22 protein-coding genes are annotated in these 26,837 nt (G+C 31.1%); 5 read left to right on the forward strand and 17 right to left on the reverse strand.

Annotation, left to right across the window (positions count from 1 at the left end):
* Positions 1–181 precede the first annotated feature (181 nt).
* Genes ACWJKS_RS11735 through mraZ form a run of 4 tightly spaced genes read right to left on the reverse strand, consistent with a single transcriptional unit; the run spans position 182 to position 4,304 of the window.
* On the reverse strand, positions 182–2,377 hold the full coding sequence (locus ACWJKS_RS11735) for a stage V sporulation protein D (protein WP_220285938.1): 2,196 nt from the start codon (positions 2,375–2,377) through the stop codon (positions 182–184).
* A gap of 39 nt (positions 2,378–2,416) precedes the next feature.
* A complete protein-coding gene (locus tag ACWJKS_RS11740) occupies positions 2,417–2,902 on the reverse strand; it encodes a hypothetical protein (protein ID WP_216302473.1) in 486 nt (161 codons plus the stop codon).
* A 27-nt stretch (positions 2,903–2,929) separates the two neighbouring features.
* Positions 2,930–3,862: a 16S rRNA (cytosine(1402)-N(4))-methyltransferase RsmH gene (gene rsmH / locus ACWJKS_RS11745; RefSeq protein ID WP_165412118.1), complete on the reverse strand. Its 933-nt coding sequence runs from the start codon at positions 3,860–3,862 to the stop codon at positions 2,930–2,932.
* Positions 3,863–3,875: 13 nt separating this feature from the next.
* Positions 3,876–4,304 carry a division/cell wall cluster transcriptional repressor MraZ gene (gene mraZ / locus ACWJKS_RS11750; protein WP_165412119.1) on the reverse strand — a complete coding sequence of 143 codons (429 nt, stop codon included), beginning with the start codon at positions 4,302–4,304 and terminating at the stop codon, positions 3,876–3,878.
* Positions 4,305–4,612: 308 nt separating this feature from the next.
* Between mraZ and ychF the strand changes: the two genes are divergently transcribed.
* A complete protein-coding gene (gene ychF / locus ACWJKS_RS11755) occupies positions 4,613–5,710 on the forward strand; it encodes a redox-regulated ATPase YchF (RefSeq protein ID WP_220319486.1) in 1,098 nt (365 codons plus the stop codon).
* 89 nt (positions 5,711–5,799) lie between these two features.
* Here the strand turns inward: ychF and ACWJKS_RS11760 are convergent, their stop codons facing one another.
* Positions 5,800–8,091, reverse strand: a complete 2,292-nt coding sequence (locus ACWJKS_RS11760) for an AAA family ATPase (protein WP_220319485.1) — start codon at positions 8,089–8,091, stop codon at positions 5,800–5,802.
* 250 nt (positions 8,092–8,341) lie between these two features.
* Here ACWJKS_RS11760 and ACWJKS_RS11765 point away from each other — a divergent pair, with 250 nt between their 5' ends.
* The gene (locus tag ACWJKS_RS11765) at positions 8,342–8,755 is read left to right on the forward strand and encodes a hypothetical protein (protein ID WP_216302471.1); all 414 of its coding nucleotides are present in this window, start codon (positions 8,342–8,344) and stop codon (positions 8,753–8,755) included.
* 86 nt (positions 8,756–8,841) lie between these two features.
* Here the strand turns inward: ACWJKS_RS11765 and ACWJKS_RS11770 are convergent, their stop codons facing one another.
* Positions 8,842–11,367, reverse strand: a complete 2,526-nt coding sequence (locus ACWJKS_RS11770; RefSeq protein WP_462953135.1) for a calcium-translocating P-type ATPase, PMCA-type — start codon at positions 11,365–11,367, stop codon at positions 8,842–8,844.
* Between the two features lie 361 nt (positions 11,368–11,728).
* Here ACWJKS_RS11770 and ACWJKS_RS11775 point away from each other — a divergent pair, with 361 nt between their 5' ends.
* Positions 11,729–13,375: a putative manganese-dependent inorganic diphosphatase gene (locus ACWJKS_RS11775; RefSeq protein WP_462959625.1), complete on the forward strand. Its 1,647-nt coding sequence runs from the start codon at positions 11,729–11,731 to the stop codon at positions 13,373–13,375.
* A gap of 71 nt (positions 13,376–13,446) precedes the next feature.
* On the opposite strand, the gene ACWJKS_RS11780 is transcribed toward ACWJKS_RS11775, so the two are convergent.
* The 11 genes from ACWJKS_RS11780 to ACWJKS_RS11830 form a co-directional block, all read right to left on the reverse strand.
* Positions 13,447–14,226 carry a hypothetical protein gene (locus ACWJKS_RS11780; protein WP_216302469.1) on the reverse strand — a complete coding sequence of 260 codons (780 nt, stop codon included), beginning with the start codon at positions 14,224–14,226 and terminating at the stop codon, positions 13,447–13,449.
* A gap of 289 nt (positions 14,227–14,515) precedes the next feature.
* The gene (locus ACWJKS_RS11785) at positions 14,516–14,668 is read right to left on the reverse strand and encodes a hypothetical protein (protein ID WP_216302468.1); all 153 of its coding nucleotides are present in this window, start codon (positions 14,666–14,668) and stop codon (positions 14,516–14,518) included.
* A gap of 40 nt (positions 14,669–14,708) precedes the next feature.
* Positions 14,709–15,458: a protein-glutamine gamma-glutamyltransferase gene (locus ACWJKS_RS11790; RefSeq protein WP_220285941.1), complete on the reverse strand. Its 750-nt coding sequence runs from the start codon at positions 15,456–15,458 to the stop codon at positions 14,709–14,711.
* Positions 15,459–15,507: 49 nt separating this feature from the next.
* Positions 15,508–16,263 (reverse strand): hypothetical protein, encoded by a 756-nt coding sequence (locus tag ACWJKS_RS11795; RefSeq protein ID WP_462959626.1) that lies wholly within the window; start codon positions 16,261–16,263, stop codon positions 15,508–15,510.
* Between the two features lie 271 nt (positions 16,264–16,534).
* Positions 16,535–17,413 carry an aminotransferase class IV gene (locus ACWJKS_RS11800; RefSeq protein WP_216302465.1) on the reverse strand — a complete coding sequence of 293 codons (879 nt, stop codon included), beginning with the start codon at positions 17,411–17,413 and terminating at the stop codon, positions 16,535–16,537.
* Between the two features lie 113 nt (positions 17,414–17,526).
* Positions 17,527–18,171: an HAD-IB family hydrolase gene (locus tag ACWJKS_RS11805; protein WP_216302464.1), complete on the reverse strand. Its 645-nt coding sequence runs from the start codon at positions 18,169–18,171 to the stop codon at positions 17,527–17,529.
* A 146-nt stretch (positions 18,172–18,317) separates the two neighbouring features.
* Complete coding sequence (locus tag ACWJKS_RS11810; protein ID WP_165412130.1) at positions 18,318–18,728, reverse strand: DUF1292 domain-containing protein; 411 nt, start codon at positions 18,726–18,728, stop codon at positions 18,318–18,320.
* Positions 18,729–18,879: 151 nt separating this feature from the next.
* On the reverse strand, positions 18,880–22,392 hold the full coding sequence (gene nifJ / locus ACWJKS_RS11815; RefSeq protein WP_220285942.1) for a pyruvate:ferredoxin (flavodoxin) oxidoreductase: 3,513 nt from the start codon (positions 22,390–22,392) through the stop codon (positions 18,880–18,882).
* Between the two features lie 208 nt (positions 22,393–22,600).
* Positions 22,601–23,026 carry a flavodoxin gene (locus ACWJKS_RS11820; protein ID WP_216302462.1) on the reverse strand — a complete coding sequence of 142 codons (426 nt, stop codon included), beginning with the start codon at positions 23,024–23,026 and terminating at the stop codon, positions 22,601–22,603.
* A gap of 236 nt (positions 23,027–23,262) precedes the next feature.
* Positions 23,263–24,654 carry an MBL fold metallo-hydrolase RNA specificity domain-containing protein gene (locus ACWJKS_RS11825; RefSeq protein WP_462959627.1) on the reverse strand — a complete coding sequence of 464 codons (1,392 nt, stop codon included), beginning with the start codon at positions 24,652–24,654 and terminating at the stop codon, positions 23,263–23,265.
* A gap of 175 nt (positions 24,655–24,829) precedes the next feature.
* Positions 24,830–25,903, reverse strand: a complete 1,074-nt coding sequence (locus tag ACWJKS_RS11830; protein WP_462959628.1) for an undecaprenyldiphospho-muramoylpentapeptide beta-N-acetylglucosaminyltransferase — start codon at positions 25,901–25,903, stop codon at positions 24,830–24,832.
* A gap of 222 nt (positions 25,904–26,125) precedes the next feature.
* Between ACWJKS_RS11830 and ACWJKS_RS11835 the strand changes: the two genes are divergently transcribed.
* Both ACWJKS_RS11835 and ACWJKS_RS11840 read left to right on the forward strand, forming a co-directional pair.
* Positions 26,126–26,311 carry an alpha/beta-type small acid-soluble spore protein gene (locus ACWJKS_RS11835; RefSeq protein WP_165412135.1) on the forward strand — a complete coding sequence of 62 codons (186 nt, stop codon included), beginning with the start codon at positions 26,126–26,128 and terminating at the stop codon, positions 26,309–26,311.
* Positions 26,312–26,362: 51 nt separating this feature from the next.
* A complete protein-coding gene (locus ACWJKS_RS11840) occupies positions 26,363–26,548 on the forward strand; it encodes an alpha/beta-type small acid-soluble spore protein (protein ID WP_165412136.1) in 186 nt (61 codons plus the stop codon).
* Positions 26,549–26,837: the final 289 nt, after the last annotated feature.

A 26,837-nucleotide genomic window follows, 5' to 3' on the forward strand; every position in this document is an offset into this window, starting at 1 on the left:
TGTCGGTTTTATTTTCATGTGCCTATCACCTAATTATACACTATATTTAATGACATTTCAGAAGTAAAATCACGCTTTTCTAAAAGTAGGTGTTACATACTATAATAAAGTAAAATATTCAGTGGGATATAAATTTACTTCTGAAGTCATTAATATTACAGCATCGAAGATGATGCTTTAACTAATCAGCCGTAATATCTAAATGAATTGTTATCGTAGTTCCTTTTTTCACTTCTTTGCATTCTATGCTTTGCTCTGCGACTATTCCATTACCAACGAATTTAGCTTTTAGTCCAAGACTTCCTAGAAGTGCAGTAGTTTTTTCCGGGCTACTTCCTATTATATTTGGAACCATGACCATATTATTATCTTTTTTTAATTCACCAGTGTGTAAAATAATTTCAGTTCCTTCCTTAACCGTATATCCAGGTTTCGGAGTCATATCAGTAATAACTTCTCCATCTGAACTTAATTTTACCTTTAAATTATTATCTTTCAATGACTTTTCTGCCTCCGACTTCTTAAGGCCCCTTACTTCAGGCACAATAACATCCTTTAATAAGCTTTTTGAAGTTTCCTCCTTTGAAGCATCAGATTTAAATGATAAATAATTAAAAACATCATTAAAAACTTGCTTTCCAACTACTGTTGCAATCTGACCACCATAATACCAAGAGGGGTCTGGTTCATCAATATTAATTAATAAGGTTATCTGAGGATCATTTGCAGGCGCCATTCCTGCAAATGATGATACATATTTTCCTGGTGCATAGCCAGCTCCTGTAGTATTAATTTTTTGAGCTGTCCCTGTCTTTCCGGCAATATGGTATCCTGCAATAAATGCCTTTTTACCACCACCATTTTCTACAACCTGCTCAAGGTAAGATCGAAGCTGCTTTGCAACTCCTTCATCCATTATTTTTCTTTCATTATAATTTGAATATTTTTGCAGAACTTTTTTATTATTTAAATCATCATAATTTACTATCTCTTTCATAACATGAGGCGTTATAAGTTTTCCCCCATTTGCAATAGCGTTAAAGCCCTTCATATACTGTATACAAGATAAGGTATTCCCTTGCCCAAAGGATGTTACTGCTACATCAAGAGCAGTCATATCTTTAGCTTTTCTAATTATTCCGAGTGCTTCTCCATTTAAATCAATACCAGTTTTTTTACCAAATCCAAATAATTCAATGTATTTATTTAGTTTTTCTGGACCAAGTCTTCTACCAAGTTCCATAAATCCAACATTACAAGAGTTTTTTAATATATCCACAAAATTTTGAGATCCATGCCCTGTGGTTTTCCAACACTTTACTGCTTTACCTAAAACTACAGTGCTACCAGTACAGTTAAATTTATCATCTTCCTTAACTAGCCCTTCTTCCATAGCCCCTGTAGCCGTAAACACTTTAAAAATAGACCCCGGCTCGAACGTATCACTTACTGCTCTATTTCTCCATGCCTTTTGATTTTCATCAAAATTTTTAGTAAGGTCCCAAGGGTCATTAGGATTATAATCTGGTTTATTAACCATCCCCAATATTTCTCCATTTTTAGGATTCATTGCAATTATACTAACTGCTTTCGCTTTATTGTCAATCATAGCCTGCGAAGCTGCTTTCTCACAAAAATATTGAATCATCTCATCAATAGTAAGTACTACATCTTTACCCTCTATAGGCTTTGTATAATCTGAGATTGTATAAGGCAATTCTTCACTTTTTCTATCGGTTTCTGAAATTTTTATTCCAGGTATACCTGATAGATATTTATTGTAATACAATTCAACACCTGTAAGTCCATTGCCATCAGAATTCGTATGCCCTACAACATTTGCTAAGAAATTCCCATTGGGATAATATCTTTTTGTATCTCCAGTAATAACAATTCCTCGAAGCTTTTGATTTTTCGAAAAATCATTAATTTTATCAGCTGTAGCTTTATCTATTCTTCTCTTTAAAATCGCTGCTCCAATAGGTTTCCCCTTTGAATTAGTCTTAGTCAAAACAGGTAAAACTTCACTAGATTCCATTCCAAGTATTTTAGCGATTTCTGGTGCAATATCGTTCATACTTAGCTTGTTTTTTTTAGTAGTTTCACGTAGCGAATTAAGATCTAAATCCACTCTAAATACATTTGCACTTATAGCTAAATCTTCTCCATTTCTGTCTAAGATCCTTCCCCTCTTTGGTGCAATCCGAACGTCACTTGTCCACTGCAAAATTGCTTTTTCTTTATATTCCTTCCCTTTAGCTATCATTACGTAGCTCAACCTACTAATTAATAGAAAAAGCAAAAGAAAAAGCATGAAAAAGACAACCAACATTCTACGCTTAACTACTACCTTGTCTCTATACTCTCCTTTTGCCAATTTATGTCCTCCTTGCTAATTCTTCAAAGCAAACAGTAATTAAAAAATAATATTTTTAATTTTATCTATTACGTCGTTACTTGTTTTCGCTTCTAACTCTTCTTTTGTTTCTAAATTGTTTTTACTCAAATTTAAGTATTGTATGTCACTAACCTTTGGGTTAACCATATGAAGTTTTGTCGTCGCTGTTTTCTCAACGTAACTTATATTTCTAAACTTCATTAGTTCTACATCATACGCGTCATTTTCTTTACTGACCATTTCTATTTCAGCTTTAACTTTAGAAGTCGCATCTTGATAATTATAAATCATACAATATCTAGCAATGGTTATCATTCCAATAACAAACCCTAAACTAATATTTAAAAGAACTCTTTTTTTCTTTTTCATTTCCTTCAGATTTTTACTGCTTTGTGTCTGTTTTCGTGATTTTTCTAAATCTTCATATTTTCGTTTTTTTAATGGCTCATATGGTGCTAAAACTGTATTTCCATCCATTATAAACTTATTTTTTTCTATTATCACTTTATTCACCCCATCCACAATTTAGAACTAATTTTTTTGCGCCACTCTTAGTTTTGCACTTCTACTTCTTGAGTTTATTTCTATCTCTGTCTCTGTTGCCCTTATAGGTTTTCTACTTATAAGTTTCACGATTGGTGTTTTACCACACACACACATAGGTAACTCTTTTGGACATTTGCATGGATCTTCTAAACTTTTAAATTTAACTTTAACAATTCTATCTTCAAGTGACTGGAATGTAATTATCGCCATTCTCCCACCGCGATGTAGTCTAGCTATTCCATCCTCAATTGCTTTATCTAATATTTTTAATTCCCCATTAACTTCGATTCTTATTCCTTGGAATGTTCTTTTAGCTGGATGGCCTCCATCTCTCTTAAACTTTGCGGGAATCGCTGCATCTATAACATTCACTAGTTCCAAAGTAGTATTGATTGGTTTATCTTTTCTTCTATCTACTATGAAATTAGCAATTCTTTTCGAAAATTTTTCTTCGCCATAATTTCTTAAAACCTCTGCTATCTGTGGCTCTTCGTAGTTATTTACCACATCATATGCTGTTATACCTTTGCTTCTATCCATTCTCATATCAAGATTCGCATCCCTCATGTAGCTAAACCCACGTTCCGCATTATCTAATTGATATGACGACACCCCTAAATCCATAAAAATCCCATCTACTTTTTCTATTTTAAGTTTGTCAAGTATTGCTCCAATGTTATAAAAATTATCATGTACATATGTAACATTGTTATATTCTTTGATTTTTTCCTTTGCAGCTTTTAATGCATCTTCATCTTGGTCAATTCCAATTAACCGTCCTTTAGGTGACAGTCTTTTTAAGATTTCTAAGGAGTGCCCTGCACCTCCTAATGTACAATCAACATAAATTCCATCCTCTTTAATATCTAGCGCATCAATACACTCATTTAATAAAACTGATACATGTTTAAATTCCATTTTTAATCTCCTTTTATATGCCTAATTCATTCATTTTTTCTGCTATTTCATCAAAATTAATATCTGATTCATTATATTTATCCCATTTATCCTTAGACCATATTTCTATTCTAGTTGATACTCCTATGCTTACTATTTCCTTTTGAAGGCCTGCATATTCGCATAAATTCTGTGGTATTAAAGCTCTGCCTTGCTTATCTACTGTTATTTCATTAGCACCTGAGAAGAAAAACCGTACAAATGCCCTGGCATCTTTACTCGTCAATGGAAGTTTCTTTAATTTTTCCTCCATTATATTCCACTCAAGCGTTGTATATATGTATAAGCATCCATCTAGGCCCTTAGTCAATATAAATTCACTGCCTAATCCCTCTCGAAATTTGGTGGGAATAATCATTCTGTTTTTACTATCAATGGCATGTTGATATTCACCAATAAACATTTTATCCCCTACCTTATGAACTTACTCCACTTCGAACCACTTTAAACCATTTTAAACCACTAACAAGTATAATTCTATAGAAAAATGAAAATTCCTTCTTGTTTTATTGTTTTATTTTTATTTTTTAAAAACAATTAAACTTTTTTATGATTTTATTTGAATTTATTAACTTAAAATACATAATTATCAGGCTACGCATATCAAATTAAACAATTGTGCTAATTTACTTTCTTGAAATGCATTACGATGTAGGGTATAATTTATAAGAAATTAATAATATTAAATGCAAGAAAGGAATGTACATATATATGAAGCTAGGAATTGTAGGTTTACCAAATGTAGGAAAAAGCACACTGTTTAATGCAATAACAAAGGCAGGTGCAGAATCTGCTAATTACCCATTTTGTACTATAGAACCAAATATAGGTGTTGTAAGTGTACCTGACAAAAGATTGGATGTACTACAAACTATTTATAATAGTAAAAAAATAATTCGTACTGCAATTGAATTTTATGATATAGCAGGCCTTGTAAAAGGAGCAAGCAAAGGAGAAGGTTTAGGTAATAAATTTTTATCTCACATCCGAGAAGTAGAGTCTATTGTTCATGTGGTAAGATGTTTTAATGATGACAACATCATACATGTAGACGGCGATATCGATCCTACACGTGATATAGATACTATTAATTTAGAACTTATTTTTTCTGATCTTGATGTATTAGAAAGAAGAATGGAAAAGTCAGTAAAACTTGTTCGTTCTGGTGACAAAACAGCAAAAATGGAATATGCTCTTATGGAAAGAATAAAGGAACACCTTGAAGCAAATCTTCCAGTAAGAACATTAGAGTTTAACGAAGAAGAAGCCGCTTTTGTAAGTATTCTTTTCTTAATTACTGCAAAACCAGTATTATATGCTGCAAATATAAGCGAAGATGATTTAATGTCTGGTAACACAGAAAATGATATGGTAAAAAAAGTTAAAGAATTTGCTGCGAATGAGAATTCAGAAGTAATTGTAGTTTGCGCCAGACTTGAAGAAGAATTATCCACTTTGGATGATGATGAAAAAATGGAACTTCTAAAGGAATATGGTCTTACTGAGACGGGCCTTGATAAACTTATCCACTCAAGTTATAAACTACTCGGTTTAATGAGCTTTTTAACTGCAGGACCTCAAGAAATAAGAGCATGGACTATAAACATTGGAACTAAAGCCCCTGCTGCCGCTGGGAAAATCCATTCGGATATAGAAAGAGGTTTTATAAGAGCAGAAATAGTTTCCTTTGATAAATTAGTTGAATGTGGCTCTGAAGCTGCTGCTAAAGAAAAAGGACTGTATAGACTTGAAGGAAAAGAGTATATTATGCAAGATGGCGATGTAGTTAACTTTAGATTTAACGTGTAGCAAAGCAAGCAGGACAATTTAGTCCTGCTTATTTAATATCTATTATTAAATAATAACCTAGGAAGCTTCATCTCCCGCGGAGCTGTTCATCATTTTTTGCTATATTTTTTTAATTCTTTGTTAATAGCTATCATTACAGCATCAAAGCTAATATCAGGATTTCCCATTAGCACTCCAATTGCATCCTCTATAGATGTCATCGTATATATATGAAAGTTTCCATTTTTAATTTCGCTTTCAACTTCTTCATTTAAAACCAAGTCTACTGCATTTGACAAAGGTATCATTACACCTTTATCCTTTATTGAGTCAATTGCTTTGCATGCTGCAAAGAAACCTTCTATTTTATCGTTTACTCCTCCTATAGGTTGGACCTCACCAAATTGATTTACCGAACCAGTGATTGCAATGCTCTGTTTTATAGGTATCTTACTTAGCGCTGAGAGCATACACATTATTTCTGCAACCGATGCACTATCACCATCTATTTTTCCATAGATTTGTTCAAAGCTTAGGTGAAAATCTACCGGTAATTTAGTAAATCCGCCATTAATAGTACTTATATATCCCTTTAAAATATTAATAGATTTACTATGGATACTTCCACTTAGATTGCTCTCCTTTTGGACATCTATAATATTACCTTCTCCCTTATAGCAGCAACAGGTAATCTTTATTGGCTTACCAAAACTAAAATATCCTGTATCCATTACCGATAATCCATTCACTTGTCCAATTCTACTATTTATAACATCAATAAGCATCTTTTTTTCAGTATAATTATTTAAAATTTCCTTTTCCATGATGTCTTTTTTATAGCCTACCTCAATTATATCTCCTTCACTAATCTCTTTTTTATTTTCTCCTATAACCTTATTGTTAGCTAAGATTAGTAGCTTATTTATTTCATATTTGTCATAGTATATCTTTTCTCTACTCTGTGCTTTCCGTGATAAAATCTTTGCTACTTCTCTTATAGCTCCTTTTGTAAGAAACTTATAATTGTTTTCGCAACAAGTTTTATTTATCTCAAATACAAGAGATTTCTTTAAATAATTGTCTATATTCTGCACCGGATTACATTCTGCTTTTATAGTGAAAATTTTTCTAAAGTCTTCATCATAGTTATAAAGCAAATCATAAGTCTCATAGTTTCCAATAAGAATTATCTTTTCCTTAACTGGTATAGGTTCTGGGTTAAATGCATTTAAAGATCCAATCTCATAAGAGTTTCTGTTATAAGCCGAATCTACCTCCTCTGTTAATAATGTTTTTTTCAAATTATGATAAGCCGCAGCATCCTTTAGTAAATCATTTGCTCTAATTATCAAACACCCTTCATTTGCTTTTAGTATACTACCGCTTTTTATAAATTCTATACCTGTAGAATAAACCCCTTTGTGATTTTCATACTCTATATTTCCAAGTAAGTTTGTCAAATTAGGATCTTGTTCAAATATTACTGGACGAATTTGATTTTCACTATTATCTACCATTATATTTATAGCATATTTGTATATAATTTCATTTATCTTTTCCTCGTCATCATCATAACTTAAAGAATAATTATCTATAAGTCTTTTTTCAATATCATTGCATACTATATCAAAATAATTTTGTACAGATTCATCTTCCATAAACAAATTTTTATATTCTTCTTTTAAATCATTCATTTCATTTTTATAGTACACTTCCATTAGTTGTTTTATTTTCTCTAAGTCTTCTCCTTCAGAATCTTTTAGTTCCTCTAATGTTTCGCGAGCATTCTCTTTTAACATAGTTGCCGTGTATAAAATATTATCTTTTTCCCCTTTATCCAATGTTTCATATTCATTCTCAGACATTTCCTTTTCATCACTTAAAGGAATGAATGTGAATCCGCTATTAGTGGATTTTATATCAAAACCTTTCTCTTTTGCTGTATCTATTAGCTTACCAATTAATTTATTTCTTTTCTTTTGAATATTTTCCTGAATGTCTTCAATTTCCTTATTTGCAGAATTGTTATAAAACTGAAATGTGCACCCTAAATATTCATTCTGCATTTCTTCAAATGTCTCTTTTAGCTTATTAGCCCCTCCATTACTTACAAAAATAGGTTTAGGAGATTTTTCATCTTCATATAGTACATAACAAATGTCTTTTGGTTTGCTCTTATTTTCGAAACTTTTATTTACATATTTCATAATCTCTTTAATGGTTTCTTTTGAAAAGTCATCTATTAAATAAATATTAAAACCCTCTTTATCTATACTCATGGCAGTTTTAATATTTTCTATTACATCATAATATTGAGGCATAGTATATAATTCTTCTTTTGTACTCATATCTTCAATGTCAAATTCATATATAATATCTTTTGGAGTTAATTCTCTATTCATATTCCTCCTCCTTTCAATTCTTTATTATATTAATATTCTCAAATCACCAATTTAGGAACAAATATTATCATTAAGAAATAATAATATTTTCTAAATTTATGCGTATATATTTTTTTTCTTATAGAATTTTAATAATAAATATTAATAGTAGCCATTTTTTTAATACTTGAGTTAAATTACAACATACGATATAATAAGCTTATTGACTTTTTATATTTTTTATAATTTTTGTTGTGAAGGAGTAATACTGATGGGATTTAAAGACAAAATTACTAATAGTTATACACAGGCTTATTTAAAGAGATATGGCGATAGACTTACTCAAGCACAAGGTCGAGTTCTATCAGTCAAAGTAGCAGAAAAAAATTATCTAAGAATATTTTATAAATTAACTGTAACCATCTTAGTAAAGGCCGAAGGAAGTAAATCTATTTCTAAGTGCATATTCAAAAAGCACCGTTGGTTCAAAAAAGTTAACTTTATATCTGTGCTTCAAGGTCATTCTGTTATAATTCAAGGAATGAAGGGTAAAAAAGGTAAAGAACACAGCGAGCAGATTCAAATTGCAAACATTAGAAATATGACTACCAAAAAGGACCTGGTTCCAATGCAGGGGAATGCTCCAAAAGTTCAAAGAATAAGATCTGACAGACGTTTTAAATAATGAAAGCTATATGACTATGTCATATAGCTTTCATTATTTGAAATCGCATCAATACCTCACTGTGATATATCACTGCCAAGTGGCACTTAATGCTTATGCATTAAATACAAGTACAAACTATTTATAAAGGAAATAATACCCGAGAAAAATAAAATAATTAACCATTGCCCTAAATTAAGTGGGATGGTATGAAATACATTCTGTAAGAATGGAATATACACTATGCTAATCAGCATAATTATGGATATACCTACAGCCCCAATTAGGTACAAATTTGTAAAGGGATTAATTTCAAATAAAGATTGTTTTTCTGATCTGCATTCAAACACATGTATGAGTTGAGATAAAACTAATGTTCCAAGAGCCAATGTTCTACATGCCTTAATATTCATACCATAATATTTACCACCGATAAACGCCATTATTGTACAAACACCAATTAGGCACCCGCGAATGACAATTTTTTCTGTAAGCCCTCTTGAAAATACACTTTCATTCTTTCCTCTAGGTTTTTCAAACATAATATCACTATCAGCTGGATCCACGCCCAAAGCAATAGCGGGAAGTCCATCTGTGACTAAATTTACAAATAAAATTTGTATTGGAAGTAGAGGATTTTCTAAGTAGAATAACGAAGCCAAAAACATGGTAAGCACTTCCCCTAAATTACAGGATAGTAAGTACCTGATAAATTTCCTTATATTGTCATATATTACACGTCCCTCTTCAACTGCTGCAACAATAGTTGCAAAATTATCATCTAAAAGAATCATAGAGGCCGCCTCTTTAGTTACATCCGTTCCAGATATTCCCATAGCTATCCCAATATCTGCTTCTTTTATAGCTGGGGCATCATTTACACCATCTCCAGTCATGGCCACAATATAATTTTTATGTTTAAAAGCTTTTACAATTCTTAGCTTGTGTTTTGGACTTACCCTTGCGAATATTTTTAAATTATCAATATTCTTATCTAGTTCCTTATCACTTAATTTATCTAGCTCATCTCCAGTTATAACCTCCTCCGAATATTTACATATATCTAAATCTTTTCCGATAGCATAAGCTGTATTTTTGTGGTCCCCTGTTATCATTACAGGCTTTATACCTGCAATCTTGCACTTTATAACTGCATCTTTTACTTCTTTTCTTGGGGGATCAATTATACCTGCTACGCCGATAAAGATTAAATTAGTTTCCAAATTATCATTTTTCATGATACCAGACACCTTATAGGCACAAGCAATGCACCTTAATGCCTTATAGGACATTGACTCTACAGCCCTTATTAGATGATTCTTATAATTCGGAAGCATCGGCTGCACCAATCCGTCTAGCAATATATAATTGCATTTTTCTATAACCCTTTCTGGAGCACCCTTTACATAGCAAATTTCTTTATCATTTTCTTTAACAATGACAGACATAATTTTCCTTGTTGAGTTAAATGGTATTTCATATAAACGTCTTGATTTATTCAAAAATCCCTGTAATTCCTTAGAATTTTCAAAAAAAGCTTTAATTAAAGCAGTTTCTGTAGGATCACCAAACAAGCATTTTTCAAATTTTTTTGCGTTAAAATCGTAATTACAATCATTGCAGTATGTAAATGCTTTTTTCATAACTAAATTCAATGGAATTTCACCTTTATCAACATCGTAAACCTGTCCATCAAAATACAATGATTTTACCGTCATATTATTTTCAGTTAGAGTTCCCGTTTTATCTGTACATATTACAGAAGTACAACCTAAAGTTTCAACTGCTGGTAATTTTCTAACTAAAGCTTTCCTTTTAAGCATTCTAGATACACCTAGTGCTAAGGCAACCGTAACTATAGCAGTTAACCCCTCTGGTATTGCAGCTACTGCAAGGCTTACTCCCAATAAGAACATTGCATATTTATCTTGTCCACGCGAGATGCCCATAAAAGTTACAACTACGCAAATTATTATACAAAGCATAACTAATATTTTCCCAAGATATGCTAGTCTCTCTTTAAGTGGAGACTTCTCCTCTTCAATACTATGAAGCATATCTGCTATTTTCCCCATTTCTGTATTCATACCTGTTGTTATAACTTTTGCTTTAGCTTTTCCTGTAAGAAGTATTGTTCCCATATAAATGTTATTATCCTTAGAACTGGCGCTTTTGTTTACTCCAGCAGATTCTCCAGTAAGTAAAGATTCATCTAGCATTACATTATTTTCCTCAGTCAAAATGCAATCAGCCGGAACTCTATCTCCACTTTCTAAAATCACTAAATCACCTGGCACTAAATATATTGCATTTATTACCAATACTCCACCATTTCTAATCACTTTAGCCGTTGGCGCTGCTAGCTTACTTAGTGCCTCCAGTGATTTCTCAGTTCGAAACTCTTGAATAAACCCTAGTATTCCATTCATTATAACTATAATAAATATAGTTATTGCATCCGCTTTTTCTCCCATAAGTCCTGAAAGTACTGTTGCTACAATTAATATCCAAGTAATAAAATCATTGAATTGTGAAAAGAATATTTTAAGCGCGGATATCTTTTTTTTATTTTCTAATTTGTTAAATCCATATTTTTTTAATCTACCTTCAGCCTCCTCTATGGTAAGACCCATTGATAATTTCTTACTATCACGTACAGATCCTCTTGGCTTATTATCATCCTTTGTATTATTATTTGGCACTTGTTCGTTAATCACTTTCTTACCCTCCTTATACTTGTCTAAGATAGATAACATTTGCTAACCAATGCCGCTCCCATAAGTCACTATATTTTCTATTCATACTAATATATGTATTTATTCACTTACATATGAACAGAATATAGTGTATTATTTAATTAACATTGGTTTTTTCTTTACAATATAAGAGTTTGATTATAAAATAATATTAGCAACGATTGCTAATTAAAAATGACAATGAGTATAACAACTAATAATTGTTATATTCTCAAGAACAATACAAGGAGGCCCATACGTGAAAAACATTATTTATATTACTGGCCATAGAAATCCAGATACTGATTCTATTTGCTCTGCTATTGCTTATGCAGAGTTTAAAAATAAAATGGGGAAAATACCTGCAATTCCTATAAGACTCGGTGAAGTTAATAGCGAAACGGAATTTATTCTTAACTACTTTAATGTAGATCAGCCTGAGCTTATAACTACGGTTAAAACGCAAATTTCTGATTTAGATATAGACGTTGTAGCTCCAATTTCACCAGATATTTCTCTTAAAATGGCCTGGTCCATTATGAAAAAAAATGGCACTAAAACTCTACCTGTTATCGACGAACATGATCAATTAGCTGGTGTGGCATCAGTTTCGAATCTTGCTGCAAGCTATTTAGATGTTTGGGACAATACTATTCTTGCCAAAAGCAATACAACTCTTGATAATATTTTAGATACTCTATCAGCTAAATGCCTGTGCAAACCAAAAGATGCATTTGAAATAACTGGAAAAATTATTGTAGCTGCTATGCATCCAGAAAGCACAAAATCTGTAATTGAGGCTGATGATGTTGCCATATGTGGAGATAGAGAAGATACCCAGCTCTTAATAATTAATTGTAATGCTTCGCTTTTAATAATTACAGGAAACCATTCTCCAACAGATGAAGTTATTGAACTTGCAAAAACTAATAACTGTACAATAATAGTAACCCCTTTTGATACTTTTACAGCTTCTAGACTAATAACTCAAAGTATCCCCATCGATTATGTTATGAGCAAAAAAAATATTGTAAGCTTTAATACAGAAGATTTTATTGATGAAATAAAGCATATTATGATTGAGACTAGATACAGAAGTTATCCTGTTACTGATGAAAATAATAAAGTCATTGGAAGTATATCTAGATACCATTTAATATCAGAAAACAGAAAAAAAATCATACTTGTAGACCATAATGAAAAAGCCCAATCTGTATTAGGAATAGAAGATGCTGAAATACTAGAAATAATTGATCATCATAGAATTGCAGATGTGCAAACTGGCATGCCTATATATTTTAGAAATGAACCTGTAGGTAGCACTTCAACAATCGTAGCATCCATATTCTTTGATAATGGGATTAGGCCTTCAAAAAGCACTGCTGGTCTTCTATGTGCAGCAATAATTTCTGATACATTACTACTAAAATCTCCCACCTCTACACTAGTCGATGAACTTATTTTAAATAAATTAGCTCAAATTGCTAATTTAAATGTGGAAGAGTTTGCAAAAAAAATGTTTAAAGCCGGTACATCACTTGAGGGTAAAACCGCTCAAGAAATTTTTTACCAAGACTTTAAGACCTTTACCCTTAATACTTTTAAAATAGGAGTATCACAAGTTGGTACAATGTATATTGAAGGCTTTGACCCACTGAAAGATAGCATGATAGATTTAATGAATAAAAAAGCCAAAGAAGGTGGCTATGACTTGATTTTACTAATGCTAACTGATATATTAAATGGCGGTTCAGTATTAATAGCTACAGGGGAACATAAGGACATTATTTCAAAAGCCTTTGATGTTACTCTAACTGATAGCGGTGTATATATTCCTGGTATAGTTTCAAGAAAAAAACAAGTTATACCCCCTATTACAGCTGCCCTAAGTAAAATAAACAAATAAAAACAAAGCATATATTATTTATAATATATGCTTTGTTTTTATTTATATATATTATAATTCTAAAAATTCCCCTATAAAAATTGTAGAACTAAGAATACAGTAAAAACTATAAAACATATAGAATAACTTATACTTAAATAATCCTTAATGCATGCATCATCAACCTTGTCACTATAACCACCATAACTTTTCAGATAGTGCATGTCATTACCATTATAATGAAAATAAAAATTAACAGATTCTATATACGCGGCTAAAATATCAACATTTAGAATAGGTTTATTCCAAATATTATTAGCGTAATCTCCTTTAAAATCTATCTTTACTTTTTGGTTTCTAAAAACATAAATTATATATAAAAATATTTCTGCGATTATTGCTGGGATTATCGTAGCACATGTCAGCAATATACCTAGTATGTTCAATTCCTTGTCAAGGCTTATAATATAGAGTAAAGTAAATACAATAGCTGCGCCATTTCCTAGTATTAGAATATAAAATAAAGGCGCAATAAATCCGCATATAAGTGATCTAGATATAGTAGATATTGTGTCGTAAAAATGCTTTCTTTCAGTATTATTTAAACTTTTCCGCTCTGTATTACTTATATCTATTACCATAAACGCTGTTATAGCATTAAATACTTGATTGCTTTTTATAAAAGTAACGCCTGCCAGAAAAGTAATCCCACTATATATAGCTATTACTCCACATAAATATAAAAACTGCAGCATATATATACTCTTAATTTTTTCCTTCAACTTTACATTAATAAAACCAAACAACCCTTGCCTATCTACTCTCCATAGCAATATACTAATTAAACATCCAATTGTATATCCCATTCCCATTTTCATCCCTCCTATGATTATATGATAGTGTTAACACTATTTTTGTTTATCTATTTTAAACCCTGTTTTTTTCATAAGTTAGTTACCACTATCGATTATATTATTATGTACTTACTAATAATATATGAAGGGTTTGCTTTAATTAAAACCATTTTTTAATTATTTCTGGCAAGCAAAAATAAGACATACTATTAGAAGTACATCTTATACAAAAATAAATTTATTTGACCCGAAGGTTATTAGCCATTTGCCGGATTTGCTCAGCAGTTTTTAAAGTAGTAGATCTAAGTTAAAGCTCTCTTTGAGTTACAACACCATGTGAATCCACACTAAAATTGTCTTTTCTCATACTCTTAACTTCACCTTTAGTTTCTGCAAGTTCACGCTTCAAATTTTCCTGATCAACTGATATAACATCAGTTTTATGCTCTAAAGATCTCAATATTTGAGGAATAACCCCCAAATCTAATGGACATCAATAGCTATTTTATAGCGGCTAAAGCTTTAAAATCTAGTCGCGCAGCTGAATCTAATAAATAAGATGATATTTTTGCACCCTCTATTCTAAGTTCATTTAAATCACTAATTATTTCATTAGCAGTTCCTATGCCTATACCATGTCCAAAATAAATCCCATTACCTAGGTCTATAACATTTTCTCCTTGCCATTCAGGCCTTACTGGATCTACATCGGGGTTATTAAAGTATCTTCTATCCCCTGGGAAATAATCACTTTGCTTCTCTAAATAACCTGCACTCTCAAGCATTTTATCCATATAATGCCAATTCATTAATTGTATTTCTGGAAACAATTCATTGAAAAGTTTCTCAGAAAATATATTAAGCAATGCTTGATAATAAATAATGATTATTGCAGTGGCACATTCAGTACCATATTTTGAACTATTTATAGAAATATCCTCAATGGCTGCACTGGGAGTTATTCCCTTTTTTAATATAAACCCCCCTTCATCAGTACGATCCCAATAATCAAGATTACACATTGATTTACGAAAGGTTTTAAAGGACATATCACCTTCATTGAGTTTTTTAGCAGCAATAACAATATTATTTCGTAATTTTAACTCGAACTGTAATTGATCTAATGAATCATATTCATACTTTTCTTTACTTAAACCCATCTTTCTAATGATATCTTTCTCAATATTATTTGGTTTATATTCATTTATAAAAGTATCAGATTTATAAGTATTGTTGGAAATTATTATCATTTACTAACCTCCCTATATTCCTTATATTAAGAACAATAATTATAGATTACTAATCTCTTAAGCTAGCTTTTGCAATGCGTACTTGTTTATTTATGGAATGGTTAATCCATGATTTCCATAAATATATGCTTTCATGATGAATTCTAAGTGAGAATCTCGATAACAATAGCTTGTTGTTTTCATCTAAGTTGTTAAAATAACCTAATAAGTTCTTTTCTTTTGCAGTGTATGGTATGAGTGGTTTTTTAGTATAAAGTGATACCCGTCTGCACAGATATTTTGCATCTAAAACTACGATATAGGGTATTGGTTTACTGGTTCTTTGAAAACTTTCCCCAGTAAAATATAAAAACGGATAATTCTCTTTAAGCCAGTAAAAAAAAGCTTTATGTTGTTTACTACCTTCTCCCACATTCATATCTATGGAAGGTACAAAGTCTAGAAGTTTGCGTGCCAATTTAACATCGTTTACGTCATCTGAATCTAAATAATTTGCAATTAACATTAAGCTACAGGGCTCTCTTGCTTGGAAGAAAGCCCAAATTAGATCATGAGTAAAAAGACCTTCTCTATTTCTAAAAAAAATCATGTCTACTATAGTATGTAAAATCGTTTTATCCTTGTGGGTTTTTATTAAAAGTCTGGCAGTAAGATCTAAAAATTCATCATGCTGATTGCTTAACCCATGCTGAGCTATTCCTTTTTCAAACATATCTTTCAAATTAGAGTGAGAAATTTCTTTATGATTAGAATGTAGATATTCTATTTTTGAAGAAATTGAGGTGTTTACGCTATCTAAATACATATAATCTCCACCTTCATATTTTATTTTTGATTTTTATATAAATAAATGGCTACATCATATAGTATTATCAATGTAGCAATTATGTTAAAAGTATTATATTAAAATGATCAAAAAATATAAATAGATGGATTTATTTTTTAGAAATCACTACTATCCCAGCAGACTGTTGTACCCTTGATTGACTCATTACCATTGATAGTACACTTATATCCGTTAAAACGCCTCCCGTTAACTGTTCCTAAAATCTTAATTGTTGTATCTCGGCAATAGCCTAAGTCGTTCTATTGTGAATAAACTTTACAAATTTCTGTTTATCTTCTGTTAATTCATCATCAAATTTCTTCATTATTGAATTTATTATTTGATTTTTTGATGAATCAAAAGAAAATTCATCCACATTTTTTATTGGAAGTACATTTGGAGAGGTTCCGGAAATAAACAAACCCGTCAATGATTCAAGGTCCCTTTCATGGATGTTTTTTTCTTCAAACACGATATTTAACTTTTCGCAGGTTTTTATAACAAATTGTCTTGTAATGCCAGGTAATACATTTGCAACCTTTGATGTTACGACTGTTGAGCCTTCGACCATAAAAATATTAGATTTACTGCCCTCCGTAATAAATCCCTCATCATCCACTAAAATTGCTTCATATACGTCTTTACTATTTATTTGCTCATTTACTTTGTCTCTAAAAACACTATTAATAACTTTAGCATTTGGGTTACTTCGCTCTCCATGATAAGTAATAGTTTTTACGCCTTCCACGTACTGCTCTTTTGAAGGGTAAGAATGTGGCAAAAAATATAATAAAACCTTTTCATTAAAGTCATTTTTATTATTGCATTTCTCGTCGCTTGGGCTATAATTTATAACTAATTTTATATTTCCAACCTGAGCTTTATTCTTATATATTAGTTTAAGAATTTCATTTATAATTTCATCCCTAGTAATAGTTAAATTGTATTTCATAATTTTTGCGGAATCGTAAAGACGATCTAAGTGTTCCATAAGAAAAATGGGGATTCCGTCACTTATCCTTATAACTTCATATAATGATTTCCCTTTACTTCTATGGTAATTTTCAAATTCCTCACATTTTTTAATTTCCCCTCCGAATAAAAAATATGCATTTATACACTTATCCATATAAACCCCTCCTTGTTTTTTTGAAAGATAGATTAACTAATTGTATCTTATAATAATTAATATCAACCCATCACGAGTAATACTAATTTAAAGTAACCTCTATAAATATCCTACTACTTCCATTTTAAAATTTCAATCTTATCCTGTGTTTTTTTGAAGTTTATTAAATAAGGATGTCCCACTAAATTAAAAAGAGGTAAATCTGATAGAGAATCAGAAAACATATAGGAGTTTTCAAAATCAATTTCGATATTTTCTATCTTCAAGATTTCTTTTAGTCTCTTTACTTTTTCTTCCCCTTTGCAATTTTCTCCTGAAATTTTATTTCTATGTAAGCCATTCTCCTTAACGAACCTCGTCCCTATTACTTTATCCACTTCCTTTATATTATAGAATTCATTTAAATAGAATTCAGCAGATGCAGAAATTAAATAAATTTTGTATCCCTGTATCTTCATTTTTTTTATGGTATCTATAGCATCTTTATATAATATTTTGCTTAAACGTGTTTCATAAAATTCTTTGACTATCTTTTTCATTTCATTTTCTTCTATGCCATCAATAAATCTTATAAAGGTTTTTTTAGCTTTTGAAGCATCATATATCTTAAAAACGTAAAATATAGATGAAAATATACTTTTAGGCAGATATCTTATGAATTTAGGGTTCTTTTTTATCATAAAAAAATAGAATTCTACTAAAGTCTCGCGTTTTGTTAAAGTGTAATCCACATCAAAAATAGCTAATTTTTCTTTCATTATTTATCCTCCTTTAATCCTCTCCTGGGCCGCCGCAATATTACTTTTAAAGCAACAATATTAACATTATTACCATAAGATCGCTATTAATTCTTTTAAAAAAACTTAAAAAGAGCCGATGCATTTGCAACGACTCTTTTTAAGAATTACTTTTCGCTTTTAATCAATTCTTCATAATATGCAGTTACTTCTGCGAATTCTTCATCTTCAGGGATAACTAACTCACCTGTTTCTTCATCTCCAATTACTTTGAAAAGATATATTGAATCATCCTCAGGATTTTGAACTAGCGCAAATTCATTATCTTTATAAGTAAATCCATCTACTATTTCACAAGGAACTATGTTCCCATTTTCATCTTCTAAATCTACTGTTAAAGCTTCGCCCTCGCCACAACCACATCCACAACCTTCATTCTCGTCATGTTCGTGACCACCGCATCCACAGCCTTCATTCTCGTCATGTTCATGACCACCGCATCCACAACCTTTATTTTCTTGGTCCTGTTCGTGATCACCGCATCCGCATCCGCATGATGTTTTTTTATCTTCATTCATAATGTAGTACCTCCTACTTTGAGTATAGTTTAATTCTACCCTAAATGATAAAATAATAAAAGGGTTTTTTGAATTCTTTTTATTATTTTATTTAAAAGTAAAAGGAAGATGAAATTTAATCCATCTTCCTTTTACTTTATAATTTTAAATACTATTTTTCACTAGCAAGTTTTTTGTATCCTGCTAATCTTTCCTTAGCATCATTTTCTGTTTTAACAAATAATTCTTCTGCTACTTCTGGGAATGTTTTTGCTAGTGAAGAATATCTTACTTCACCCATTAAGTATTCTCTAAATGAAGTAGTTGGTTCTTTAGAGTCTAATATAAATGGATTCTTTCCTGCTTCTTTTAAAGTTGGATTAAATCTATACATAGCCCAGTATCCAGATTCAACAGCTCTCTTAGTTTCAAGTTGTGTACAACCCATTCCAACCTTAAGACCGTGATTGATACATGGAGCATAAGCAATTATAAGTGATGGTCCTTTATAAGCTTCTGCTTCTTTTATAGCTTTTAGTGTTTGAGCTTTATCAGCACCCATAGCTATTTGAGCAACATAAACGTATCCGTAAGTCATTGCCATCATACCTAAATCTTTTTTCTTAGTTCTCTTACCAGTTGCTGCAAACTTCGCAACAGCAGCAGTTGGAGTAGATTTTGATGATTGACCTCCTGTATTTGAATATACTTCTGTATCAAATACAAATATATTTACATCTTCACCAGATGCTAATACATGATCAACTCCACCAAATCCTATATCATAAGCCCAGCCATCTCCACCAAATATCCATTGAGATTTTTTAACTAAATGATCTCTCTTACTGAATATTTCTTTTAATGCTTCATTATTGTCTTTTTCAGCGTTTAATAATGGTAGCATTTTAGATGTTGCAGCTTTTGAACCCTCAGCATCTTCCTTATTTTCAATCCATTCATTAAGAACTGATTTTAATTCATCACTTGTTTTCATTGTTAATGCTTCTTTAGCTGACATTTCAACTTTATTTCTTAATTGGCTAGTTCCAAGGAACATTCCAAATCCAAATTCAGCATTATCTTCAAATAATGAGTTAGCCCAAGCTGGTCCCTTACCACATTTATTAACTGTGTATGGTGAAGCTGGTGAACTTCCTCCCCAAATTGAAGAACATCCTGTAGCGTTCGCAATGAGCATTCTATCTCCAAATAATTGAGTAATAAGTTTAGCATATGGTGTTTCTCCACATCCAGCACAAGCTCCGCTGAATTCCATTAATGGTTGCTCAAATTGGCTTCCCTTAACATTTGATGTTCCCATTGGATTTTCTTTCTTAGGTAAATTTATATTGAATTTCCAATTTGGCATTTTATCTACTTGAGACGCATATGGCTTCATGATTAAAGCTTTTTCTTTTGCAGGGCATACTTCTGCACAGTTACCACAGCCGCTACAATCTTCATTACTTATACCTATTGAAAAATGTAGACCTTCAAAACCCTTACCTACACCTTTTTTACTTTCATAAGTCTTTGGAGCATTTTTAAGTTCTTCATCATTTGTTAAGAAAGGTCTTATTACAGCATGTGGACATACATACGCACATTGATTACATTGTATACATTTATCTACTTGCCATTCTGGTACATTAACAGCAATTCCTCTCTTCTCAAATGCAGCTGTTCCTGGCATTAGTGTTCCATCTTCTATCCCAACAAATGCACTAACTGGTAAAGAGTCTCCTTCTTGTCTGTTCATTACATCAGCAATATTTTTAACGAAATCTGGTCTAGCTTCTTCTGTTTCATTATTATCTTTAACAGTTTTCCAGCTCTCTGGAACATTAATTTTAACAACTGATTGAACACCTTTATCAATTGCTGCATTATTCATGTTAATAACTTTTTCGCCTTTTTTACCGTAAGATGTAATAACAGCTGCTTTAAGATACTTAACTGCATCTTCTACAGGGATAATGTCTGCAAGTTCAAAGAAAGCAGATTGCATTATCATGTTAACTCTTCCGCCAAGACCTATCTCTCCAGCTATTCCAACTGCATCAATAGTATTGAAGTTGATATTGTGATTAGCAATATATCTCTTCATTGAAGCTGGTAAATGTATTTCTAAATCTTCCATATTCCATATGCAATTTAATAGGAATGTTCCACCATCTTTAATTCCTTTTAAAACATCATATTTAGTTACATAAGCTTGATTACCACAAGCAACATAGTTTGCAGAACTAATTAAATATGTTGATTTTATAGCTTTCTTACCAAATCTTAAGTGAGAAATTGTTACTCCACCTGATTTTTTAGAATCATATGCAAAGTACGCTTGAGCAAACATATCTGTATGGTTTCCTATGATTTTTATTGCACTTTTGTTAGCTCCGACAGTACCATCTGATCCAAGGCCCCAGAATTTACATTCTTTAGTTCCTTCAGGTGTTGTTGTTATAGCTTCTCCAATTGTAAGTGATTTGTTAGTAACATCATCAACTATTCCTATAGTAAAGTTATTTACTGGAGACTCCGCTTTTAAAGCATCATATACAGCAACAATTTGAGCTGGAGTAGTATCTTTTGAACCGAGTCCATATCTTCCACCAACTATAACTGGTCTGTTTTCTTTATCAAAATAAGCACTTCTAACATCTTGGAATAATGGTTCTCCAATTGATCCTGGCTCTTTTGTTCTATCAAGTACTGATATTTTCTTAACTGTTTTAGGTATGTATTTAAAGAAATGATCTAATGAGAATGGTCTGAAAAGATGTACTTTAAGCACTCCAACCTTTTCTCCTTTTGCATTTAAATAATCTATAGTTTCTTCAATTGTTTCACAAACTGATCCCATTGCTATTATTATTCTATCTGCATCAGGTGCACCATAGTAATTAAATAAATGGTAGTCAGTTCCGATTAATGAATTTATTTTTCCCATACATGTTTCAACTTTTTCTGGAAGAACATCATAGAATGTGTTTGAAGCTTCTCTTCCTTGGAAATAAACGTCTGGATTTTGTGCTGTTCCACGAGTTACAGGATGTTCTGGATTCATTGCACTATTTCTAAATGCTTCTAGTGATTCTTTGTTTAACAAACTTCCTAGAGTTTCATAATCCCATGCCTCAATTTTTTGTATTTCATGAGAAGTTCTAAATCCATCAAAGAAGTTCACAAAAGGAATTTTCCCTTCGATAGCTGTTAAATGAGCAACTGGTGAAAGATCCATTACTTCTTGTACACTATTAGATGCAAGTAAAGCAAATCCAGTTTGTCTTGTAGCCATTACGTCTTGATGATCTCCAAAAATATTAAGTGCGTGAGTAGTTAATGCTCTAGCAGCTACATGGAATACTCCAGGTAAAAGTTCTCCTGCTATTTTATACATATTTGGGATCATTAATAATAATCCTTGAGAGCAAGTAAAAGTTGAAGTTAATGCTCCTGTTTGAAGTGAACCATGAACTGCTCCTGCAGCTCCCGCTTCTGATTGCATTTCCATCATTTTAACTTTTTGACCAAATACATTCTTTGTTCCTTTAGCTGCTAATTCATCACAATACTCTGCCATTGTTGAAGATGGTGTTATTGGGTAAATTGCTGCCACATCAGTATATGCATAGGCAACGTGTGCTGCTGCTGTATTCCCGTCCATAGTTTTCATTTTTCTCATTTAATAGGCCTTCTTTCTTAAATAATTTTATCAGAATTACAAATAAGCGTATTGTATTAAAAATAACTCTACACCTAAAATAATAACTTTCTAACAGGTTTTGTGCAAAACTAGCTAACACTCCTAAGCATTAGCTAGCCATGATAGGCTTTTATAATCTACATAATTTGCAAACTACCTCATTATTACATATTTCTGTAATAAAAAGTTACTTAGCTAACATTCTACCCATTTCTTCTGCTTTAACTAATTGTTCATTAGTAGGAGCTTCATTAACAGTTAAGCTTTGTATAACATTAAATTCATATTCTTTCATTAGACTTACCCATTTGTTCATAAATTCTCCATTATCCCATCCATAAGATCCAAATAAAGCTGTGACTTTATTATTAATTGGGATTAATTTAAACTTATCAATAAAAGGTTGCATCTCTAGTTGATCAATTCTATTATTATCCATTGATGGACTTCCAAACGCAACTGCATCTGCTCTAGTTACATCTTCAACTGTAGCTTCACTAGCTAATTTAACTAGAACCTCAGCCCCTGCATCTTTTGCACCTTTAGCAATGTGATTAGCTAAAACTTCAACGTTTCCACCATTGCTCAAATAAATTATTGTTAATTTTTTCATTACTATCACCCCATACTTTCATATTATTAGATAGTTTATATTACCCCTTAATTATACATCAAAATGAAAAATATTCAAGTTTTTTTGTTATAATTGGTGTATTCTTCTTTATTTTTTTCATACAATAATAAAACAACTGACTTCCACTAGCATCCTACTGTACGTTTACATATTAGAATATATCAATTTTAGCCATTAATTGTTATTTTTTTATCAATACTATAAGGTCTTACTCGTTATTCTAGCTTATATTTTTCTCCACTCTTAACAATTACAGACTCGTATCCTTTTAAATCTAATAATTCTTTAAAACTTTTTCGAGAATTTTCGTCACCATGTACAAGAAAAACCTGTTTAGGTTTTCCCTCAATATTTTTTATCCAATTAATTAAACCATTTCTATCTGCATGGCCAGAAAGGCTTTGCAAATTATATATTGACGCTGCAACCGAAATATCTTTCCCAAAAATTTTTACCATTTTATTCCCTTCTAAAATTTCACGACCCAAAGTACCCTCAGCTTGATATCCTACAAATACTATTGAGCTTTCGCTTCTCCATAAATTATGCTTTAAATGATGTTTTATTCTACCTGCATCACACATTCCGCTTGTAGATATTATTACTATCCCCCTTTGCATTTTATTTAATTCCATAGATTCTTCTGAGGAATGAGTAAATTTTAACCCCTCAAAATCCAGTATGTTAGTATCATGTTTTTCTAATTCCTTTGCCTCATCATCAAAAATTTCTCTGTTATTTTCAAATATTTTTGTCGCTTTTTCCGCAAGAGGACTATCCACATATACGTAGCAGTTTTTAACCAGCCCCTCTTCAATATACTTATTCAATGCATATAGAACCTCTTGGGTTCTACCTACTGCAAAAGATGGGATTATAACATTTCCTCCTCTATCGAAAGTTTTTTTTACTATATCTGATAATTCTTTCATTACATTTTCGAAATTATTATGCACTTTATCTCCATAGGTTGTTTCCATAATTACATAGTCTGCAGCGCCAATAAATGTAGGATCATTTATAAGCGGTATGTTAAAATTACCCAAGTCACCACTATAAACAAGTTTAATATTTGAGCCTTCTTTCTCTTCCATTTGAAGCTCTATAATAGCTGACCCCAATAGATGCCCTGCATCCTTAAAGATAACTGTTAATCCATCGAAAGGTTTTATTTCTGCGTTATATGAATAACTTTTAAAGAGTTTTAAACATTCTTCTGCAATTTTGGAAGAATACAATGTTTCTTTAGGTTGTAACCCTCTTTCTTTGAGTTTTCTATTTTTCCACGCTACTTCCATCTCCTGAATATGACCACTATCTGTTAGCATCACCTGACATAATTCCATTGTAGCTTTTGTGCAAATTATTTCGCCTTTAAATCCCTTCCTATATAGTAAAGGAATTCTACCACTATGGTCTATGTGAGCATGAGATAATATAACTAAATCTATATCTTTCGGGTTAAATTGAAACTTTTCATTTTTTCCATGGTCTCCGTCTCTTCCTTGGTATAATCCACAATCCAATAAAATAGTTTTATTTCGCACTTTTATCAAATGACATGACCCTGTAACGCATTCTGCTGCTCCTAAACATTGAAGTTCCATCTTTTTTCTCCTTTATTTTACATTGTAAAAATATTTTATATTTATATAATAAGCAAAAACATATTCTTATAATTACAGTTTGCACTCTTTTTTGTTTTTTATATAAAAAATGTTGCTTTTTAAATAATATTTATGATTTTATTAAATAAAAAAAGATGAAGAAATTTTACTTTCTTCATCTTTTCCTATATTTCTCTATTAATTCTACTATTAAATCAATGCTTTTTTCAGTGTTGCTAGAATTCATTTTTTCAATATATTTATACCTACCATTATACAGTTCTTTAATTTTCATTTCTAAATTTTCAGGCGTTAACTCCTCGTCTTGAATAACCATACTATAACCGCTTTTTTCAAAAGATTTTGCATTAAGTATTTGATCGCCACGGCTAGCCTTAGCTGATAATGGAATTAATAAATTAGGTTTTCTAAGTGCTAAGAGTTCAAAAATGACATTTGCTCCTGCTCTAGAGACTACAATATCTGCACTAGCTAATAAATGAGGCAATTCATCCGTCGTGTATTCAAACTGCTTATAACCATTTTTACTTTGGAGTGATTTTTCAAAATTACCACTTCCACAGATATGAATAATATTATACTCCAAAATTAATTTTTCAAGCATTGACCTCACCACTTCATTTATAACTTTAGAGCCTAAACTACCACCAATAATCATTAATGTTGGCTTTTTATTTTTAAATCCGCATATTTCGTTCCCTTTTATTTTACTTCCTTCAAACAATTCGTATCTTATAGGATTACCAGTTATTACCCCTTTCCCATTTTTTATTTCATTTAATGCTTCTGGAAAAGTTACACATACTTTTGTGCAGTAAGGAGCTACTAATTTATTAGCAAGTCCTGGTGTAATATCACATTCATGAGCAATTACAGGTACTTTATTAAAAAATGCAGCAAGCACTACAGGTACGGAAACAAATCCGCCTTTAGAGAAAACAATATCCGGTTTTTGTGTTTTTATTATTTTTTTTGCTTCAAATATACCCTTAACTACTTTTAAAGGATCTGTAAAGTTTTTCACATCAAAATATCTTCGGAGTTTCCCGCTAGATATAGGATAATACTTTATATTTTCACTCTCTATTATCTTTCTTTCAATACCTTCTTTTGTACCAATATATTCAACTTCATAACCTAGCATTTTAAGTTTTGGTATAAGTGCAAGATTTGGTGTTACATGTCCTGCTGAACCGCCACCGGTCATTATTATTTTGTGTTTTTCCACTTTAACACCCCTTCTAAAAAACATACTTTATGCAGTATGTACTAAATCATTATATACCAATTAGACTAAAAAGTTTAGTATTTATTAAAAATCATTTTACCCATAATTTTCTAAAGGGTTTATAATTTTCAAAATCACCCTTCAATTCACTAATATAAAAATCGAATATAGGGATAAACTACTATCATAAAGTAATTACAAAAAAAAAGGAGGGAATTTATTATGGCAAACAGAAATTTGGTACCACAAGCAAAAGCAGGTTTAAACAAATTTAAAATGGAAGCTGCTCAAGAAGTTGGTGTTAATCTAACAGAAGGTTACAACGGAGATCTTACTTCTAGACAAAATGGATCTGTTGGCGGACAAATGGTTAAAAAGATGGTAGAACAATACGAAAAGAATTTATAATTAGAAACCCTAGATCATATAAAAATAAAATATAGAAGGAGTGATTGACAAATGTCAAACAAAACATTAGTACCACAAGCTAAAGCAGGTTTAAACAAATTTAAAATGGAAGCTGCTCAGGAAGTTGGAGTTAATTTAACAGAGGGTTATAATGGAGATCTTACTTCTAGACAAAATGGATCTGTTGGTGGACAAATGGTTAAAAAAATGGTAGAACAATACGAAAAAAACTTATAATTTAAAATTCTAAATTGTTAAGAGGTATATGCAAGTCATATGCCTCTTAACTTTGCTATTTTGACCTAAATTGTATATGTATATGTACTCTTTTTTTATATTCATTGTGGTAAATCAACTTAATTGTATGTAATTATTTGAATCTTATTAAAATATTTCATATGCTAACAGGTATTAATTTAAAATGTTGTACTTACCTTATTTCCCTTAAGTATTCTATTATATTTTATAAATTTCTGCACAAGATACTATCATAACAAAAATAAAATATAAAAGGAGTGATTAACAA

The sequence above is a fragment of the Clostridium sp. CM038 genome, assembly GCF_055081105.1.

Bases quoted from the DNA above. Each gene is read 5' to 3' on its own strand.
- ACWJKS_RS11820 (WP_216302462.1), bottom strand. From the start codon at position 23,026: ATGAAAAAATTAACAATAATTTATTTGAGCAATGGTGGAAACGTTGAA.
- ACWJKS_RS11825 (WP_462959627.1), bottom strand. From the start codon at position 24,654: ATGGAACTTCAATGTTTAGGAGCAGCAGAATGCGTTACAGGGTCATGT.
- ACWJKS_RS11760 (WP_220319485.1), bottom strand. From the start codon at position 8,091: ATGAATAGAGAATTAACTCCAAAAGATATTATATATGAATTTGACATT.
- ACWJKS_RS11765 (WP_216302471.1), top strand. From the start codon at position 8,342: ATGGGATTTAAAGACAAAATTACTAATAGTTATACACAGGCTTATTTA.
- ACWJKS_RS11795 (WP_462959626.1), bottom strand. From the start codon at position 16,263: ATGTATTTAGATAGCGTAAACACCTCAATTTCTTCAAAAATAGAATAT.
- ACWJKS_RS11800 (WP_216302465.1), bottom strand. From the start codon at position 17,413: ATGGATAAGTGTATAAATGCATATTTTTTATTCGGAGGGGAAATTAAA.
- ACWJKS_RS11780 (WP_216302469.1), bottom strand. From the start codon at position 14,226: ATGGGAATGGGATATACAATTGGATGTTTAATTAGTATATTGCTATGG.
- ACWJKS_RS11805 (WP_216302464.1), bottom strand. From the start codon at position 18,171: ATGAAAGAAAAATTAGCTATTTTTGATGTGGATTACACTTTAACAAAA.
- rsmH (WP_165412118.1), bottom strand. From the start codon at position 3,862: ATGGAATTTAAACATGTATCAGTTTTATTAAATGAGTGTATTGATGCG.
- nifJ (WP_220285942.1), bottom strand. From the start codon at position 22,392: ATGAGAAAAATGAAAACTATGGACGGGAATACAGCAGCAGCACACGTT.
- ACWJKS_RS11840 (WP_165412136.1), top strand. From the start codon at position 26,363: ATGTCAAACAAAACATTAGTACCACAAGCTAAAGCAGGTTTAAACAAA.
- mraZ (WP_165412119.1), bottom strand. From the start codon at position 4,304: ATGTTTATTGGTGAATATCAACATGCCATTGATAGTAAAAACAGAATG.
- ACWJKS_RS11790 (WP_220285941.1), bottom strand. From the start codon at position 15,458: ATGATAATAATTTCCAACAATACTTATAAATCTGATACTTTTATAAAT.
- ACWJKS_RS11835 (WP_165412135.1), top strand. From the start codon at position 26,126: ATGGCAAACAGAAATTTGGTACCACAAGCAAAAGCAGGTTTAAACAAA.
- ychF (WP_220319486.1), top strand. From the start codon at position 4,613: ATGAAGCTAGGAATTGTAGGTTTACCAAATGTAGGAAAAAGCACACTG.
- ACWJKS_RS11770 (WP_462953135.1), bottom strand. From the start codon at position 11,367: ATGGGTCTTACCATAGAGGAGGCTGAAGGTAGATTAAAAAAATATGGA.
- ACWJKS_RS11810 (WP_165412130.1), bottom strand. From the start codon at position 18,728: ATGAATGAAGATAAAAAAACATCATGCGGATGCGGATGCGGTGATCAC.